The 17,339-nt window shown below is 64.3% G+C and carries 14 protein-coding genes; all 14 read left to right on the forward strand.

All coding sequences use genetic code 11. From position 1 onward, the window contains the following. The first annotated feature begins 137 nt into the window (after window positions 1–137). The 14 genes from PZ895_RS03215 (at window position 138) to pnp (ending at window position 17,288) form a co-directional block, all read left to right on the forward strand. Window positions 138–1,025 (forward strand): hemolysin family protein, encoded by an 888-nt coding sequence (locus tag PZ895_RS03215; RefSeq protein WP_275837934.1) that lies wholly within the window; start codon window positions 138–140, stop codon window positions 1,023–1,025. A gap of 71 nt (window positions 1,026–1,096) precedes the next feature. Next, window positions 1,097–2,689: an apolipoprotein N-acyltransferase gene (gene lnt / locus PZ895_RS03220; protein WP_275837601.1), complete on the forward strand. Its 1,593-nt coding sequence runs from the start codon at window positions 1,097–1,099 to the stop codon at window positions 2,687–2,689. 130 nt (window positions 2,690–2,819) lie between these two features. After that, window positions 2,820–3,239 (forward strand): helix-turn-helix domain-containing protein, encoded by a 420-nt coding sequence (locus PZ895_RS03225; protein WP_275837602.1) that lies wholly within the window; start codon window positions 2,820–2,822, stop codon window positions 3,237–3,239. 121 nt (window positions 3,240–3,360) lie between these two features. Next, on the forward strand, window positions 3,361–4,650 hold the full coding sequence (gene metK, locus PZ895_RS03230; RefSeq protein WP_275837935.1) for a methionine adenosyltransferase: 1,290 nt from the start codon (window positions 3,361–3,363) through the stop codon (window positions 4,648–4,650). Between the two features lie 2 nt (window positions 4,651–4,652). Next, entirely contained in the window at window positions 4,653–5,354 is a 702-nt protein-coding gene (locus PZ895_RS03235; RefSeq protein WP_275837603.1) for a tRNA (guanosine(46)-N(7))-methyltransferase TrmB, read from the forward strand. 128 nt (window positions 5,355–5,482) lie between these two features. Continuing rightward, the gene (gene rimP / locus PZ895_RS03240) at window positions 5,483–6,115 is read left to right on the forward strand and encodes a ribosome maturation factor RimP (protein ID WP_275837604.1); all 633 of its coding nucleotides are present in this window, start codon (window positions 5,483–5,485) and stop codon (window positions 6,113–6,115) included. 53 nt (window positions 6,116–6,168) lie between these two features. Next, on the forward strand, window positions 6,169–7,782 hold the full coding sequence (gene nusA / locus PZ895_RS03245; protein ID WP_275837605.1) for a transcription termination factor NusA: 1,614 nt from the start codon (window positions 6,169–6,171) through the stop codon (window positions 7,780–7,782). A gap of 10 nt (window positions 7,783–7,792) precedes the next feature. Further along, window positions 7,793–8,467, forward strand: coding sequence for an RNA-binding protein (locus tag PZ895_RS03250; RefSeq protein ID WP_275837606.1), 675 nt, complete (start codon window positions 7,793–7,795; stop codon window positions 8,465–8,467). Continuing rightward, window positions 8,464–11,112 (forward strand): translation initiation factor IF-2, encoded by a 2,649-nt coding sequence (gene infB / locus PZ895_RS03255; protein WP_275837608.1) that lies wholly within the window; start codon window positions 8,464–8,466, stop codon window positions 11,110–11,112. Before PZ895_RS03250 ends, infB begins: the two co-directional genes overlap by 4 nt. 104 nt (window positions 11,113–11,216) lie before the next feature. Next, window positions 11,217–11,624, forward strand: a complete 408-nt coding sequence (gene rbfA, locus PZ895_RS03260; protein ID WP_275837609.1) for a 30S ribosome-binding factor RbfA — start codon at window positions 11,217–11,219, stop codon at window positions 11,622–11,624. 1 nt (window position 11,625) lies between these two features. Then, window positions 11,626–12,594 (forward strand): tRNA pseudouridine(55) synthase TruB, encoded by a 969-nt coding sequence (gene truB, locus PZ895_RS03265; protein WP_275837611.1) that lies wholly within the window; start codon window positions 11,626–11,628, stop codon window positions 12,592–12,594. Between the two features lie 180 nt (window positions 12,595–12,774). Then, window positions 12,775–14,466 (forward strand): sensor histidine kinase, encoded by a 1,692-nt coding sequence (locus PZ895_RS03270; RefSeq protein WP_275837612.1) that lies wholly within the window; start codon window positions 12,775–12,777, stop codon window positions 14,464–14,466. A 151-nt stretch (window positions 14,467–14,617) separates the two neighbouring features. After that, complete coding sequence (gene rpsO, locus PZ895_RS03275) at window positions 14,618–14,887, forward strand: 30S ribosomal protein S15 (protein WP_275837613.1); 270 nt, start codon at window positions 14,618–14,620, stop codon at window positions 14,885–14,887. Between the two features lie 250 nt (window positions 14,888–15,137). Further along, complete coding sequence (pnp, locus tag PZ895_RS03280; protein WP_275837614.1) at window positions 15,138–17,288, forward strand: polyribonucleotide nucleotidyltransferase; 2,151 nt, start codon at window positions 15,138–15,140, stop codon at window positions 17,286–17,288. The last annotated feature ends 51 nt before the right edge of the window (window positions 17,289–17,339 follow it).

A 17,339-nucleotide genomic window follows, 5' to 3' on the forward strand; every position in this document is an offset into this window, starting at 1 on the left:
CTTCGCCCGAACGGGCAGAAGCGGGCGGCTCCGACGAAGGTTCGGACGCCCAAAGTAGGACCGCTGGCACGGCCGGCAAGTCCACCACCTTCCTCCACAGGCTCTCGGGGCTCTTCCGGCCCAGGAACGGCTCGTCGATGCGCGAGGACCTGGCCGATGCGCTGGACGAGCATTCCCTGGATTCGGCCGGCTTCTCGCCGGGCGAGCGGGCGATGCTCAAGAACATTCTGCGGCTGCGCGAGTTGAAGGTCGAGGACGTCATGATCCCGCGCGCCGACATTCAGAGCGTAGAGATCACGATGACGCTGGGCGACCTGATGGTGACCTTCGAGCGGCTCGGCCATTCGCGGATGCCCGTCTATGGCGAGACGCTGGACGATCCGCGCGGCATGATCCACATCCGCGACGTCATCGCGCACATCACCCGCACGGCGGGGCAAAAGCGGACGCGCGCGACGAAGAAGCCGCTCGATGCGGCGACGCTGGACCTGTCGAATGTCGACCTGGGCAAGAGCATCGGCGAGTTGAGTCTCGTTCGAAAGCTGCTCTTCGTTCCCCCCTCGATGCTCGCCTCGGACCTGATGGCGCGAATGCAGGCCGAACGGCTGCAAATGGCGCTTGTCATCGACGAATATGGCGGCACCGACGGCCTCGTCTCGCTCGAGGACATCGTCGAGATGGTGGTCGGCGACATCGAGGACGAACATGACGACGACGAGGCGATGATAACCCAGACGGGCGAAGGCGTCTTCATCGTCGATGCCAAGGCCGAGATAGACGACGTCGCCGAAAAGATCGGCGGCGCGTTCTCGGCCGGCGAGCACGGGGAGTATGTCGACACGATCGGCGGCATGATCTTCAACGCGCTCGGCCGCGTGCCGGCCCGCGGCGAGGTGGTCCAGGCCATTCCCGGTTTCGAGTTCCATGTGCTCGACGCCGATCCGCGCCGGGTGAAGCGCGTGCGCATCGTCCAGAGCCGGGTCACGGATCGTCGCCGTCGCCAGGCGCGGCAGGTGGCGAACTGATCGTCCGTTTGGAAAGCCTCCGCGGCTTTGCTAAAGAGATGCGGGGTCTGATTCTGGCAGCGGACGGGTGAATGGAACGCCTTGCGGGCAAGATAATTCTCCTGTCGGGTGCCGGCAGGGCGTTGGCCGCGATGGCTGCCGGTGCGATAGCCAGTCTGTCCCAGGCGCCTTTCGATTTTCCGCTCGCCGCCTTCGTCGCCTTTCCCCTCCTCGTCTGGCTGCTTGACGGCGCGGTCGCCGCGCCCGAACGCCGCGGTTTGCGCCGCCTCGTGCCGGCTTTTCTGGTCGGCTGGATGTTCGGCTTCGGATATTTCCTTGCCGGACTCTGGTGGACGGGAAACGCGCTTCTGGTCGAGGCCGACCTGTTTGCATGGGCGCTGCCATTGGCGATCATCGGCCTGCCGGCAGTGCTGGCGTTCTTCTATGCCATTGCGGCGGCGCTGGCGAAAATCGCCTGGAGCGACGATATCGGCCGCATCGCAGCGCTTGCCGTCGCCTTCGCGCTTGCCGAATGGCTGCGCTCCATTCTCTTTTCAGGCTTTCCATGGAATGCCATCGGCTATGCTGCGATGCCGGTGCCGCTTGCCATGCAGTCGATTGCCGTTGCCGGCGCGACCGGCATCAATGTCCTTGCCGTCTTCGTCTTTTCATTGCCGGCTTTGCTGGCGGGCCGGGAGCATCTGAAACTCGGCGCGGCACTTGGCATCGGGCTGGTCGCGCTGCATCTGGGCTACGGCGCGCTGCGACTGTCGCAGGCGGGTTTGACGGATGGCGCCCAAAACATCGCGGTCCGCGTCATCCAGCCGTCGATCTTGCAAAGCCAGAAATGGGACATGGCCGAGCGCGACCGGATATTCCAGGCGCATCTCGACCTGACGACACGCCCCGCCGAGCAAGATGCGGCGGCGCCGGATGTGATCATCTGGCCGGAAACGTCCGTTCCGTTTCTCTTCGGTGACAGACCGGATGCGCTGGCCGCGCTCGGTGCGGCGGTCGGCGACGACCAGCGTCTTCTTGCGGGCATCGTTCGCGCGCAGGCTGCCGCCGACGGCGGCACGGATTACTACAATTCGATTGTCGTCATCGACGGAACGGGGGAGATCGTCGACGCCTTTGACAAGGTGCGGCTGGTGCCGTTCGGTGAATATCTTCCCTTCCAGGAGTTCCTGTCGCGTTTCGGCCTGCGGCAACTGGCGCAGAACATCGGTGGTTTTTCCGCCGGCACGACGCGTCGGCCGCTCGATCTCGGCGGCGGCATGACCGGTTTGCCGTTCATCTGCTACGAGGTGATTTTTCCCGGCATCGCACCGCGCGGCGGCACGGACGCCCGGCTGCTGATCAACGTCACCAACGACGCCTGGTTCGGCGACACGCCCGGACCCCATCAGCATTTCCGGCAGGCCCAGCTTCGCGCGGTCGAATCGGGACTGCCGCTCGCTCGCGCCGCCAATAACGGCATCTCTGCTGCGGTCGATGGCTATGGCCGCGTCATCGACGGGCTGGCGCTTGACGCTGTCGGCGTGCTCGACGTCGCGATTCCGTTGGCCGAAGCCGATACGCTCCTGCCGCCCCTGCGCCCCGGACTCATCGGGTGGGGGCTGCTGCTCGCACTTGGCATCGCTGCCATAGCGAACAACCTGAGGTCGCGCGATCGTGTCAATTGACACACATATATTAGCGAAACATAGTCAGCGAACCGCGATCTAGAGTCGGGCGGGCCTTGGGGCGCTCGCACGACACGCGGCCAGAAGCGCAAAGCTCAACGACAATGGCCTGCTCCAATGGGCTGACAACATGATAACCAACAAGAAGAAGCCGAATCCGATCGACATCCATGTCGGGAGTCGGGTGCGGCTGCGTCGCAACATGCTCGGCATGAGCCAGGAAAAGCTCGGTGAAATGCTGGGAATCACGTTCCAGCAGATCCAGAAGTATGAAAAGGGCACGAACCGCGTCGGTGCAAGCCGCCTTCAGGCGATTTCAACCGTCATGAATGTTCCGGTTTCCTACTTCTTCGAGGATGCGCCGGGACAGGATGACGACCGAAGCGGGTTTGCCGAGGACGATGGGTCGGCCTATGTGGTCGATTTCCTCAACAGTTCCGAAGGTCTTCAATTGGCCCGCGCCTTCATCAAGATTTCCGATCCGAAGGTTCGGCGCCGCATCATCGATCTGGTCAAGTCGCTCGCATCCGCGGACGACGAAACGTCGTAGACGGAAGAGCCCGACGGAATTGAGAACTCGGTCGAGCATGGCTTGACCGAGCGTTCCGCGCTTGGCTACACGTCTTTCCCGCCTGCCGCTTCGGCAGCGCGCTTTCCAGAGGGGACACCCGATCTTGCGCCAGAACTACATCTTCACCTCCGAATCCGTTTCCGAAGGCCATCCCGACAAGGTGTGCGACCGCATATCCGACGAGATCGTGGACCTCGTCTATCGCGAGGCCGCGAAGAAGAACGGAAACGGCAAGCCGCAGATGGATGCTTGGAAGGTCCGCGTCGCCTGCGAAACGCTGGCCACCACCAACCGCGTGATCATCGCCGGCGAGGTCCGGGTGCCCGACACGCTGTTGAAGAAGTCGAAGGACGGTGAATTCGTCAAGGATGCCGCCGGCAATCCGATGGTCAATCCGACGAAGTTCAAGTCGGTGGCGCGCAAGGCGATCCGCGCAATCGGCTACGAGCAGGATGGATTTCACTGGAAGACGGCCAAGATCGACGTCCTCCTGCACGGCCAGTCCGCCCATATCGCGCAGGGCGTCGACAACGCGGCGGACAAGCAGGGCGAGGAAGGCGCGGGCGATCAGGGCATCATGTTCGGCTATGCCTGCCGCGAGACACCCGACCTGATGCCCGCGCCGATCTATTACAGCCACAAGATTCTCGAACTGCTGGCCGATGCCCGCAAGAATGGCGACGGCGACGTGGTCAAACTTGGCCCCGACGCCAAGAGCCAGGTCACGGTCCGCTATGTCGACGGCCAGCCGAAGGAAGCGACGCAGATCGTCCTGTCCACGCAGCACATCGATCCCGACTGGGACAACAAGAAGGTGCGTAAGGTCGTCGAGCCCTATATACGCGAGGCGCTGTCCTCGGGCGGGCTTTCGATCGCCGACGACTGCAACTGGTACATCAATCCGACCGGCAAGTTCGTGATCGGCGGCCCGGATGGCGATGCGGGCCTGACGGGCCGCAAGATCATCGTCGACACCTATGGCGGCGCCGCGCCGCATGGCGGCGGCGCGTTCTCGGGCAAGGACACGACCAAGGTCGACCGCTCGGCCGCATATGCCGCCCGCTATCTCGCCAAGAACGTCGTCGCGGCAAAGCTTGCCGACCGCTGCACGATCCAGCTTTCCTACGCCATCGGCGTCGCGCAGCCGCTGTCGGTCTATGTCGACCTGCACGGCACCGGCAAGGTGACAGAGGAGGCGGTCGAAAATGCACTGCGCGAGGTGATGGACCTGTCGCCTTCCGGCATCCGCCGCCATCTCGATCTGAACAAGCCGATCTATGCGCGCACGGCCGCCTATGGCCATTTCGGACGCAAGGCCGGTCGCGACGGCTCGTTCTCCTGGGAAAAGACGGACCTCGTGAAAGCCCTCAGGCAAGCGGTCGCCGCCTGAAAATGTCCAGGCACGTTTGGGGAGAGCGGGCGACCGAAGCCTTTTTCGGCCGCCGCCACGGGAAGACGATGAGTCCGAAGCAGGTGGCGCAGATGGCGACCCATCTGCCGCGCCTGAAGCTCGACCTCGAATCCCCTGCGCCGGGTGATCTGCGCACGCTGTTTTCGGTGCCGATTGAGGACGTGAGGCTGGAGATCGGCTTCGGCGGCGGCGAGCATTTCCATCACGAAGCCGCGCGATTTCCTGAAGTCGGCTTCATCGGCGTCGAGCCCTTCGTCAACGGCATGGCGAAGTTCGTGTCGCGGTTCGACGCCGCGCCGCTCGCCAATGTCCGGGTCCATGACGATGACGCCACCGAACTTCTCGACTGGCTGCCTGCGGCGTCTCTTGCAGGGATCGACCTGCTCTATCCCGATCCGTGGACGAAAAGACGGCATTGGAAGCGGCGTTTCGTCAGCCCGGTCAATCTCGACCGGTTCGCGCGCGTGCTGAAGCCGGGCGGACGGTTCCGCTTTGCCTCCGACATCCCGCATTACATCAATTGGACGCTCGCGCATTGCCGCGCGCACGACGATTTCGAGTGGCAGGCAAGGGGACCGGACGACTGGCGACGGCCCTATGAGGGCTGGCCGGGAACGCGCTATGAGGCGAAGGCGATCCGCGAGGGGCGCACGCCTTGCTACCTGACCTTCCGGCGGATCTGACGTTCGCGCTCTTGATCAATCGGCCCTGTTGGCGTATAGGAGCGTCAAATTCTTGGTCGGTATGGCAAAGAGTGGGTCCACCCGGTCCCGCTCTTTTTTGTTACCGGCCGTTCGATCAGGGTTGCTACGTGAGCGAAACGGACATTTCCAAACCTTCTGGCGACGACCGCCTCATCCGCGAGACGGGCATCGATGCGCGTGTCGCGCAGATCATCGAGCCCGTCATGCGCTCGATGGGCTACCAGCTCGTTCGGGTGCGCCTGTCGGGTCAGAACGGCCTGACGTTGCAGATCATGGCCGAGCGCTTCGACGGAACGATGACGGTCGAGGATTGCGAGGAGGTCAGCCGCGCGGTTTCGCCTATTCTCGATGTCGAGGATCCGATCGAAAAAGCCTATCATCTCGAAGTGTCCTCGCCGGGCATCGACCGCCCGATGGTGCGCAAGTCCGACTTCATCCATGCCAAGGGGCACCTGGCCAAGATCGAGACCAGCCTGATGGTCGCCGGGCGCAAGCGCTTCAAGGGAAGGATCGTCGAGGCCGACGATGACGGCATCACGATCGAGAGCGACCAGTTGAGCTATGGCGAGGAGCCGGTCGCGCGCATCCCCTATGACGCGCTCGCCGATGCCAGGCTGATCCTGACCGACGATCTGATCCGCGAGACGCTGAAGCGCGACAAGGCCGCCAAGAAGGCGCGCAAGCTCGACGACGACGTGGAATTCGAAGGCAACGGACCCGACGCCGACAACGACAACTGATTTTGACGACCGCCGGCGCGGTTCGCCGGGCGGAGTGCCCAAGGAGACTTACCATGGCAGTGAGTGCAAACAGGCTCGAGCTTCTACAGATCGCCGACGCCGTCGCGCGCGAGAAGTCGATCGACAAGCAGATCGTCATCGCCGCGATGGCCGACGCCATCCAGAAGGCGGCGCGCTCGCGTTACGGCCAGGAGACCAACATCCGCGCCGACATCAACCCGACCACCGGCGAGATGAAGCTGCAACGCCTGCTCGAAGTGGTCGAGACGCCTGAAGAATACGCTCGCGAGATTTCGATTGAGGACGCGCGCCACCGCAATCCGGACGCGCAGGTCGGTGACTTCATCGCCGAACAGCTCCCGCCGATGGATTTCGGCCGCATCGCCGCCCAGTCGGCCAAGCAGGTCATCGTCCAGAAGGTGCGGGAGGCCGAGCGCGACCGCCAGTATGACGAATACAAGGATCGCGTCGGCGAGATCGTCAACGGCTCGGTCAAGCGCGTCGAATACGGCAATGTCATCGTTGATCTGGGTCGCGGCGAGGCGATCATCCGCCGCGACGAACTGATCCCGCGCGAGAACTACAAATATGGCGATCGTGTGCGTGCCTATGTCTATGACGTGCGGCGCGAGCAGCGCGGCCCGCAGATATTCCTGTCGCGCACCCATCCTCAGTTCATGGCGAAGCTGTTCACCATGGAAGTGCCGGAAATCTACGACGGCATCATCGAGATCAAGTCGGTCGCCCGCGATCCGGGCTCGCGCGCCAAGATCGCCGTCATCTCGCGCGATTCGTCCATCGATCCGGTCGGCGCCTGCGTCGGTATGCGCGGCTCCCGCGTCCAGGCGGTCGTCGGCGAGCTTCAGGGTGAGAAGATCGACATCATCCCCTGGAGCCAGGATGCGGCTGCTTTCATCGTCAATGCGTTGCAGCCGGCCGAAGTCGCCAAGGTCGTCCTCGACGAGGACGCCGAGCGCATCGAGGTCGTTGTACCCGACGATCAGTTGTCGCTGGCGATCGGCCGCCGCGGCCAGAATGTGCGCCTTGCCTCGCAACTCACCGGCTGGGACATCGACATCCTGACCGAGGAAGAAGAGTCGCAGCGCCGCCAGAAGGAGTTCGTCGAGCGTTCGAACCTGTTCATGGACGCGCTCAATGTCGACGAGATGGTCGGCCAGGTGCTGGCTTCCGAGGGCTTTTCGAGCGTCGAGGAAGTCGCCTATGTCGACAGTGACGAGATCGCGTCGATCGACGGCTTCGACGAGGACACGGCGTCCGAGATTCAGGAGCGCGCGCGCGAGCATCTCGAACGGATCGAGACCGAGTATGACGAGAAGCGCCGTGCGCTCGGCGTTCTCGACGAACTGCGCGAGATTCCCGGCATGACGACTGCGATGCTCGTCGCCGTCGGCGAGGATGACGTCAGGTCGATCGAGGATTTCGCCGGCTACGCGGTCGACGATCTCGTCGGCTGGAAGGAACGCAAGGACGGAGAGACCAAGATGTTCGAGGGCGTCTTGTCGCCCTTCGGCGTCACCCGCGCCGATGCCGAACAGATGGTCGTCGCCGCACGCCTGAAGGCCGGCTGGATCACCGAGGACGATCTGGCTTCCGAAGAGGAGGCTGACGTCGAGGATCAGGTCCAGGACGAAGCCCTGGGCGCCTGATCGGGACCGGATGGACGGAGCGCACTTGAACGCCGCGAGCGAACGCACATGTATAGTGACGAGGCAGGGCGGATCGCCTGACGGCTTGATCCGCTTCGTCGCCGGTCCCGACATGCACGTCGTTCCCGATCTCAAGCGCAATCTGCCCGGACGCGGCTGCTGGGTGACCGGTGAGCGGGCCGTCGTCGACAAGGCGGTGGCGAAGAACCTCTTCGCCCGGGCCCTGAAGGAGAAGGTGACCGTTTCGCCCGACCTTGGCGACCTCGTCGACCGGCTTCTCGCCCGGCAGGCGCTGGGCTCGATCGGGCTGGCGCGCAAGGCCGGGCAACTGGTGCTCGGCGCCGCAAAGGTCGAGGCTGCGGTGCGCAGCGGCAAGGCCAGACTCGTCCTCCACGCGATCGAAGGATCGGAGGACGGCGTGCGCAAGATTACCCAGGCACGCAGTTCCGTGGTGCATTTGGGAGGGCCGGATATCCCCGCCTACAAACTCTTTTCGCAGGCCGAATTGGGTTTGGCATTGGGGGGGGCAAATGTGATACATGCTGCCGTGCTCGGCTTGGATGCCGGCAAGGCGGCGGCAAAGCGCGTGGGTGCGCTTGACCGATATCGGGGCGGAACCCCGGACGAGCGGAATGCGAATGCGGCGGTCGTCGACCACAAAGAGGCCGCAGAGGATACGGAATGAGTGATACGAAATCGGGTGACGACAAGACGTTGAGCGTCAACACCAAGAAGACCTTGACGCTGAAGCGCCCCGGCGTGGAGCAGGGAACCGTGCGCCAGAATTTCTCGCACGGCCGCACCAAGTCCGTCGTCGTCGAGACCAAGAAGCGCAAGTTCACGCGTCCGGACGACAAGCCGGAGACGCCGGTCGCCGCTGCGCCTGCGGACGCGCCCATTGCCGCGCCGAAGCCGAAGCCGGCCGCGCCCGTCCAGGCTGCGCCCGCTCCGGTGATCGAGCCGGTCGCCCGCACGCCGCAGCCGCAGCGCTCCGCGCCAACACAGCAGGCCCCGCGCCCCGCGCCGCGTCCGGTCGGCAATCGCGGTTCGGGCATGGTCCTGAACTCGCTGTCGAGCGGCGAGATGGATGCGCGCCGCCGCGCGCTCGAAGGCGCCCGTGTCCGCGAGCAGGAGGAGCGCCAGCGCGCCGCCGAGGATGCCAAGCGCCGCGCCGAGGAAGATGCGCGCCGCGCCAAGGAACGTGAGGAATCCGCGCGCCGTCAGGCTGAGGAAGAAGCCCGGCTCCAGTCCGAGGCGGAATCGCGCCGCCGTGCCGAAGAGGAAGCTCGTCGCCGTGCCCCGGTGGCTCCGGCCGCTGCCGAAGAGGAAGAGGCGGATTCGCGCGCCAAGGCCCGTCCGGCCACCGCGATCAAGCGCGGTCCGGTCAAGGCTGCCGCCGAGGCGCCGCGCCCGGCCAAGCCGCGTTCGGACGACGACCGGCGCCGCGGCAAGCTGACGCTTTCCACCGCGACCTCGGATGATGGCGATGCGCGTGGCCGCTCGCTCTCGTCGATGCGCCGCCGCCAGGAGAAGTTCAAGCGCGCCCAGATGCAGGAGCCGCGTGAGAAGATTTCCCGCGAGGTCACGCTTCCCGAGACGATCACCATTCAGGAGCTTGCCCAGCGCATGGCCGAGCGCGCCGTGGATGTGGTGAAGTATTTCATGAAGCAGGGCCAGATCATGAAGCCCGGCGACATCATCGATGCCGACACGGCCGAGCTTGTCGCGTCCGAATTTGGCCACACGGTCCGCCGCGTGTCGGAATCCGACGTCGAGACCGGCATGTTCGACATCGCCGACAACCCCGAGGATCTGAAGCCGCGTCCGCCGGTCGTCACGATCATGGGTCACGTCGACCACGGCAAGACCTCGCTGCTCGATGCGATCCGCAAGGCGAATGTCGTCTCGGGCGAGGCCGGCGGCATAACCCAGCATATCGGCGCCTATCAGGTCGAGCAGGGTGGTCAGATGATCACCTTCATCGATACGCCGGGCCACGCTGCCTTTACCGCGATGCGCGCTCGCGGCGCCCAGGCGACGGACATCGCGATCCTCGTGGTTGCGGCCGACGACAGCGTGATGCCGCAGACGATCGAGTCCATCAGCCACGCCAAGGCGGCCGGCGTGCCGATCATCGTGGCGATCAACAAGATCGACAAGCCGGCGGCCGACGCGCAAAAGGTGCGCACGCAGCTCTTGCAGCATGAAGTGTTCGTGGAATCGATGGGCGGTGAGGTTCTCGACGTCGAGGTTTCGGCGATCAAGGGGACCAATCTCGACAAGCTGCTCGAGGCGATCCTGCTCCAGGCCGAAATTCTCGACCTGAAGGCCAATCCGGACCGCACCGCGGAGGGCGTCGTCATCGAAGCCAAGCTCGACAAGGGCCGCGGCTCGGTCGCGACCGTTCTGGTGCAGGCCGGCACGCTCAAGATCGGCGATATTATCGTTGCCGGTAATGAGTGGGGCCGCGTGCGCGCGCTCGTCAACGACAAGGGCGGCCAGATCAAGGAAGCCGGCCCGGCCTTGCCGGTCGAGGTCCTGGGATTCCAGGGCACGCCGCAGGCAGGTGACCGCTTCGCCGTGATCGATAACGAGGCCAAGGCCCGCGAGATCGCCGAATATCGCCAGCGTCTTGCCCGCGAGAAGTCGGTCGCTCGCCAGGCCGGCCAGCGCGGCTCGCTGGAACAGATGATGTCGCAGCTCCAGACCTCGGGTCTCAAGGAGTTCCCGCTTCTCATCAAGGGTGACGTTCAGGGCTCGATCGAGGCGATCATTTCCGCGCTCGACAAGCTGGGCACCGACGAGGTGCGCGCGCGCATCGTTCATTCGGGCGCCGGCGCGATCACCGAGAGCGACATTTCGCTGGCGGAGACGTCGGGTGCGGCGATCATCGGCTTCAACGTGCGCGCCAACAAGCAGGCGCGCGAGGCTTCCGAACAGGCCGGCATCGAGATTCGCTACTACAACATCATCTACGACCTCGTGGACGACATCAAAGCCGCCATGTCCGGCCTTCTGTCGCCCGAGCGCCGCGAGACCTTCCTAGGCAATGCCGAGATCCTCGAAGTCTTCAACATCACCAAGGTCGGCAAGGTTGCCGGTTGCCGCGTCACGGAAGGCAAGATGGAGCGCGGCGCGGGCGTGCGTCTGGTGCGCGACAACGTCGTCATCCACGAGGGCAAGCTCAAGACGCTCAAGCGCTTCAAGGACGAAGTCGCGGAAGTGCCGGTCGGCCAGGAATGCGGCATGGCCTTCGAGAACTACGAGGACATCCGTGCCGGCGACGTCATCGAGTGCTTCCGCGTCGAGATGATCACGCGCACGCTCTAGGGAGCGTTCGCCGGAAACGGAAGCGGCGGCAGGTTTCTGCCGCCGTCTTCGGTTGAACGAAGTCGCGGCGGTTTGACCCCGACCGCGCGAGATTGAGGTATCCCATGTCCCGCTTCGCTTCGGACGGTCCGTCCCAGCGCCAGCTTCGCATTGGCGAGCAGGTTCGCCATGCGCTGGCCGATGTCATCCAGCGCGGCGAGGTGCGCGACGATTTGATCGAGGGCACGGTCATCTCGATCTCGGAAGTGCGCATGTCGCCGGACCTGAAGATCGCGACCGCCTTCGTCTCGCCGCTCGGCGCAAAGGACGACCAGGCCGTGATCAAGGCGTTGGCCAGGAACGCGAAATTCATTCGCGGCCGCGTTTCCGGAGCCTTGCGCCAGATGAAATACATGCCCGAATTCCGGTTCCGGCTCGACACCAGCTACGACAATTTCGCCAAGATCGACGCGCTTCTCCGCTCGCCGGAAGTGGTGCGCGATCTTGACGACGAAGACGAGGACAGGACTTAGGATGGCGCGGCGCGGCAAGAAGAAGGGGCGTCCGGTTTCCGGCTGGCTGATCCTCGACAAGCCGGTGGGCATGGGCTCCACCGATGCGGTCTCGAAGGTGAAGTGGCTGTTCAATGCCGAAAAGGCGGGCCATGCGGGCACGCTCGACCCGCTTGCGTCCGGCATGTTGCCGATCGCGCTCGGCGAGGCGACCAAAACCGTCCCTTACGTGCAGGACGGTGCGAAAATCTATCGCTTCACCGTGACCTGGGGCGAGGAACGCACCACCGACGATCTCGAAGGGGAGGTCACGAAGCGGTCCGATACGCGGCCGACTGAGGCCGACATCCGCGCGGTCATGCCGAACTATACCGGCGTCATCATGCAGACGCCTCCGCAGTTCTCCGCCATCAAGATCGCCGGCGAGCGCGCCTACGATCTCGCCCGCGACGGCGAGACCGTCGACATCCCCGCCCGCGAGGTCGAGATCGGCCGGTTCGACCTGATCGAGCGCGGCGAGGACAGCGCTGTCTTCGAGATCGAATGCGGCAAGGGCACCTATGTCCGCTCGCTGGCCCGCGACATGGGCCGGGATCTTGGCTGCTACGGCCACATCTCGACGCTGCGGCGCACCGAAGTCGATCCTTTCACCGCCGATGATCTGGTCACGCTCGCCGAATTGGAAGCGGCCGTCGCCTCCAACGCGCCGGAACTGGCCGAGGGCGAGGCGCCCCGCCGGCCGGAAGGTGCGCAACTGAAGGCGCTCGACGACCTGCTCGTCGATACCGGCGCCGCACTCGACTGCCTGCCGCAGGTGGCCCTGACCGACGATGCCGCCGCGCGCATCCGGCTCGGCAATCCCGTCATAATCCGGGGTCGCGATGCGCCGCTCGAGGCCGACGAAGCCTGTGCGACCGCACGCGGCAAGCTGGTCGCGATCGGTATGATCGAGGCCGGAATGTTCAAGCCGAAGCGCGTTTTCGTCGGCTGAACGACGTCCACCCGGCTTTTCGCCCCAATTGAATTTTAGCGATCGACGAACGATCCGCGAGCATGGGGTCGTTCATCAATTGTTAGCGCGTGAACGACGAGACATGCGGTAACGTGAATTCGTGACGAGCTCGAATCGCTCGCGAGCCGGGGGGACGATTTGAGCGACGGTGCGACCGAAATGCCTTCCGAAAACTCGCGCAATCGGCTGTTTTCCTGGCCGCTGCCCATCGGCGCCTATCTCGGCGCGCTGGTGGCGGTGGCCCTAATCCCGACGCTCCTGTTCACCGCGGTCCTGCTCGAGCGCAACAACCGCGCCCAGCAGGATGTGCTGACGACGCTGGCTGAAGCGACGGCCGGATCGATCGTCGAGACCATCGACCGCGAACTCGCCGGCATGACGACAACGCTCCGCGTCCTGTCGACATCGCGTGCGCTCGACACCGACGATTTCGTCGAGTTCTATGATCGGGCCCGAAGCGCGCTTCGCGATACCAAGTCATATTTCATCCTGCTAGATGAAAATCTCGACCAGTTGATCAACACGCGTGTCGATTTTGGCGCCGAGCTTGGTCAGACCTCCGATCCGCTGCCCGCGCAACGTGCGCTTGATACGGGCAACACCGTCATCTCGAACGCGTTCTACGGACAGATCGCCCAGAAATGGGTTTTCAACGTGGTGGTTCCCTGGCAGGAGGATGAAAAGCGGCGCGTTCTGGTCCTGACCCAAAATGCCGAAGATCTGACGAGCCTCATCGCAGGCCAGAACCTGCGGGGCGGCTGGAACGCTTCGGTCGTCGATGGCAATGGCACCGTCGTCGCGACGACCTTCATGTCGTCCGACATCGGCAAGCCGTTCCTGCTCTGGGAGGAGGGCCGCTCCCAAAGCGCCCCTTCGCGCCAGACGCTGTCCGTAGACGGCGCGGACTACGAGACGTTCACGGTCAATTCGCGCCTGAGCGGCTGGAAGGTCGTTGTCTGGTCGCCGACGGAAGTGGTGGCCGCGCCCCTGACGCGCGCCTTGCAGACATTCGCCTTCGGCGGGCTTCTCCTTGCGGCGCTGAGCGCCCTCTCCGCCTTCGTGCTCGCGCGCCAGGTGACGCGGCCTGTGCGCGAACTGGCTGCCGACGCGCGACGCCTGGGGGCGGGCGAGGCCGTGGCGGCCAAGCCATACAAGATATCCGAGATCGCGACCGTCTCGTCCGCGCTTGCCGAAGCGTCGCATGACCGGCAGGAGGCGGAAGGGGAAATCCGCTTCCTGATGCGCGAGGTCGCCCATCGCTCCAAGAACCAGTTGACCGTGGTGTCGTCCATCGCCAAGCAGACGGCGCGTCACGCACCGAATTTCGACGCTTTCCAGGATTCGTTCCAGAAGCGCGTTCAGGGACTGGCGCGCTCGACCGATCTCCTCATCGCAGGCGGCGTCGCGGGCGTGGAACTGCGCGAACTCTTCGATGCGCAGATCGAGCCGTTCCGGCCGGGCGAAACAAGCCGCCTGAAGATCGAGGGTCCGCGCTTCCGGCTGTCCAACCAGGCGGCGCAGACGATCGGGCTTGCGGTTCACGAACTGGCGACGAATGCATCGAAATACGGCGCCTTCTCCACCAATAGCGGGCGCCTCGACGTCGATTGGAAAGTTACCGATGGAGATCTGGTGATCGACTGGCGCGAAACGGTCTCGCGGATGGAGCCGCGCGAGGAAGGCCGCGGCTTCGGCACGGAGGTCATCGAGCGGATGCTGGGCGGCACGCTCGACGCCGTGATCGAGCGTGAGATCGGCGATGACGGGCTGCATTGTCGCTTCACCATGCCTGTCGGAAAGCTTCTGCCCGACCCTGACGCGATGAAGGCGGAGCGCAGGTTCGGCGGCTGAAGCCGACATCGCTGAATTAGCTGGCATTGTGGGCGCATATGGATTATATGCCCGCCATCGCCGCAGCCGTGCTGCCGCGACCAATGGCCCCCGCTGGACGACATCCCGGCCGTGGGCGACCCCATTCCTCCCAGTCGAAAGGAAACATGAGATGTCGATCACCGCTGAACGCAAGCAGGAACTGCTCTCCGAATTCGCGACCAAGAAGGGCGATACCGGTTCTCCGGAAGTCCAGGTTGCGCTGCTCTCCGAGCGGATCAAGAACCTGACCGAGCACTTCAAGGACCACAAGAAGGACAACCATTCCCGCCGTGGTCTGCTGGCTCTGGTTTCGCAGCGCCGTCACCTCCTTGACTATCTCAAGGGCAAGGACGAAGGCCGCTACCAGACGCTGATCGAAAAGCTCGGCCTGCGCCGCTAACGGTCATTCGGCGGGATCGCTTGCGTTCCCGCCGATTTTCGCATTCGGGCACGGTGCCCGACTCGTCCCAGAGGCCGCGACGGCCGGGACGCTCCATGGGATCGGTCATGGGGCAGGATTGCAGGATGCTCGCGCCGGTAGGCGCAAATGAAGAGCCTCCCGTTGTCTTGCCCGTGGCTCGTCCCGCCAAAGACAGGCCGGGATCGGCAAGGCGAAGGCTTTGCAAGGTTCGGCCACGAAAGGACAAGACATGTTCAATCACCATCGCGTGGAAGTCGAATGGGCAGGCCGCCCGCTGGTTCTGGAGACGGGCAAGATCGCCCGCCAGGCCGACGGCGCCGTTCTGGCGACCTATGGCGAGACCGTCGTTCTGGCGACCGTCGTCTCCGCCAAGGAGCCGAAGCCCGGTTTTGACTTCTTCCCGCTCACCGTCAACTATCAGGAAAAGACCTATGCCGCCGGCAAGATTCCGGGCGGCTTCTTCAAGCGCGAGGGCCGTCCGAGCGAAAAGGAAACGCTGGTTTCCCGCCTGATCGACCGTCCGATCCGCCCGCTCTTCGCCGACGGCTACAAGAACGACACGCAGGTCGTCGTCACCGTCATGCAGCATGACCTCGAAAACGATCCGGACATCCTGGCGATCGTCGCGACCTCCGCTGCCCTGACGCTTTCGGGCGTTCCCTTCATGGGCCCGATCGGCGGCGCGCGCGTCGGCTACATCAACGGCGAATATGTGCTCAATCCGCATGTCGACGAGATGCCCGAATCCAAGCTCGACCTCGTCGTCGCCGGAACGGGCGATGCGGTTCTGATGGTCGAGTCAGAAGCGCAGGAACTCGACGAAGAGACCATGCTCGGTGCCGTCATGTTCGGCCATCGCTCGTTCCAGCCGGTGATCGACGCGATCATCAAGCTGGCCGAAGTCGCTGCCAAGGAGCCACGCGAATTCAAGCCGGCCGATTACTCGGCCCTCGAAGCCGAAATGCTGGGCCTCGTCGAGGACGAGCTTCGCGCCGCCTACAAGAACACCGACAAGATGCAGCGTTACGGCGCCGTCGACGCCGTCAAGGCGAAGGTCAAGGCGCATTTCACCCCGGCCGAAGGCGAGGAAGCGAAATACACGTCCGAGCAGATCGGCACCGTGTTCAAGTCGCTCCAGGCGAAGATCGTCCGCTGGAACATCCTCGACACCAAGAGCCGCATCGATGGCCGTGACCTGTCCACGGTCCGTCCGATCGTCTCGGAAGTCGGCGTCCTGCCGCGCACCCACGGCTCGGCCGTCTTCACCCGCGGCGAGACGCAGGCGATCGTGGTCGCCACGCTCGGCACCGGCGAGGACGAGCAGTTCGTCGATGCCCTGACCGGCACCTACAAGGAGCGCTTCCTCCTTCACTACAACTTCCCGCCCTATTCGGTCGGCGAGACGGGCCGCATGGGTTCGCCCGGTCGTCGTGAGATCGGCCACGGCAAGCTCGCCTGGCGTGCGATCCGTCCGATGCTTCCGGCCGTCGAGCAGTTCCCCTACACGCTGCGCATCGTCTCCGAGATCACCGAGTCGAACGGCTCGTCCTCGATGGCGACCGTCTGCGGCACCTCGCTGGCGCTGATGGATGCGGGCGTTCCGCTGACGAAGCCCGTTGCCGGCATCGCCATGGGCCTGATCAAGGAAGACGAACGCTTCGCGGTCCTCTCCGACATCCTGGGCGACGAGGATCACCTCGGCGACATGGACTTCAAGGTGGCGGGAACCGATGCGGGCATCACCTCGCTTCAGATGGACATCAAGATCGAGGGCATCACCGAGGAGATCATGAAGATCGCGCTCGGCCAGGCCAGGGACGGTCGCGTTCACATCCTCGGCGAAATGGGCAAGGCGATCTCCGAAGGCCGTTCGGAACTCGGCGAATTCGCACCGCGCATCGAAGTGATGAACATCCCGACCGACAAGATCCGCGACGTGATCGGCTCCGGTGGCAAGGTCATCCGCGAGATCGTTGAAAAGACCGGCGCCAAGATCAACATCGAGGACGACGGCACGGTGAAGATCGCCTCGTCGAATGCGAAGGAGATCGAGGCGGCCAGGAAGTGGATTCATACCATCGTGGCCGAGCCGGAAGTCGGCGAAATCTACGAGGGCACGGTCGTCAAGGTGGCCGATTTCGGTGCCTTCGTGAACTTCTTCGGCCCCAAGGATGGGCTGGTCCACATCAGCCAGCTCGCCGCCGACCGCGTCGCCAAGACCGGCGATGTCGTCAAGGAAGGCCAGAAGGTCTGGGTCAAGCTGCTCGGCTTCGACGAGCGCGGCAAGGTCCGCCTGTCGATGAAGGTCGTCGACCAGGAGACCGGCAAGGAATTCGTCCGCGAGAAGAAGTCGGCCGACGCCGAAGAGGCCGACGCCTGATCCTCGCCGACATCCGAAATGCAACGGGCGCGATCTTCGCGCCCGTTTTTT

Origin of the sequence: Mesorhizobium sp. YIM 152430, assembly GCF_029210365.1 — a bacterium.
In the GTDB taxonomy this organism is placed as follows: Bacteria; Pseudomonadota; Alphaproteobacteria; order Rhizobiales; family Rhizobiaceae; genus Aliihoeflea.

Bases quoted from the DNA above. Each gene is read 5' to 3' on its own strand.
- PZ895_RS03215 (WP_275837934.1), top strand. From the start codon at position 138: ATGCGCGAGGACCTGGCCGATGCGCTGGACGAGCATTCCCTGGATTCG.
- lnt (WP_275837601.1), top strand. From the start codon at position 1,097: ATGGAACGCCTTGCGGGCAAGATAATTCTCCTGTCGGGTGCCGGCAGG.
- PZ895_RS03225 (WP_275837602.1), top strand. From the start codon at position 2,820: ATGATAACCAACAAGAAGAAGCCGAATCCGATCGACATCCATGTCGGG.
- PZ895_RS03235 (WP_275837603.1), top strand. From the start codon at position 4,653: ATGTCCAGGCACGTTTGGGGAGAGCGGGCGACCGAAGCCTTTTTCGGC.
- nusA (WP_275837605.1), top strand. From the start codon at position 6,169: ATGGCAGTGAGTGCAAACAGGCTCGAGCTTCTACAGATCGCCGACGCC.
- PZ895_RS03250 (WP_275837606.1), top strand. From the start codon at position 7,793: ATGGACGGAGCGCACTTGAACGCCGCGAGCGAACGCACATGTATAGTG.
- infB (WP_275837608.1), top strand. From the start codon at position 8,464: ATGAGTGATACGAAATCGGGTGACGACAAGACGTTGAGCGTCAACACC.
- rbfA (WP_275837609.1), top strand. From the start codon at position 11,217: ATGTCCCGCTTCGCTTCGGACGGTCCGTCCCAGCGCCAGCTTCGCATT.
- truB (WP_275837611.1), top strand. From the start codon at position 11,626: ATGGCGCGGCGCGGCAAGAAGAAGGGGCGTCCGGTTTCCGGCTGGCTG.
- PZ895_RS03270 (WP_275837612.1), top strand. From the start codon at position 12,775: ATGCCTTCCGAAAACTCGCGCAATCGGCTGTTTTCCTGGCCGCTGCCC.
- rpsO (WP_275837613.1), top strand. From the start codon at position 14,618: ATGTCGATCACCGCTGAACGCAAGCAGGAACTGCTCTCCGAATTCGCG.
- pnp (WP_275837614.1), top strand. From the start codon at position 15,138: ATGTTCAATCACCATCGCGTGGAAGTCGAATGGGCAGGCCGCCCGCTG.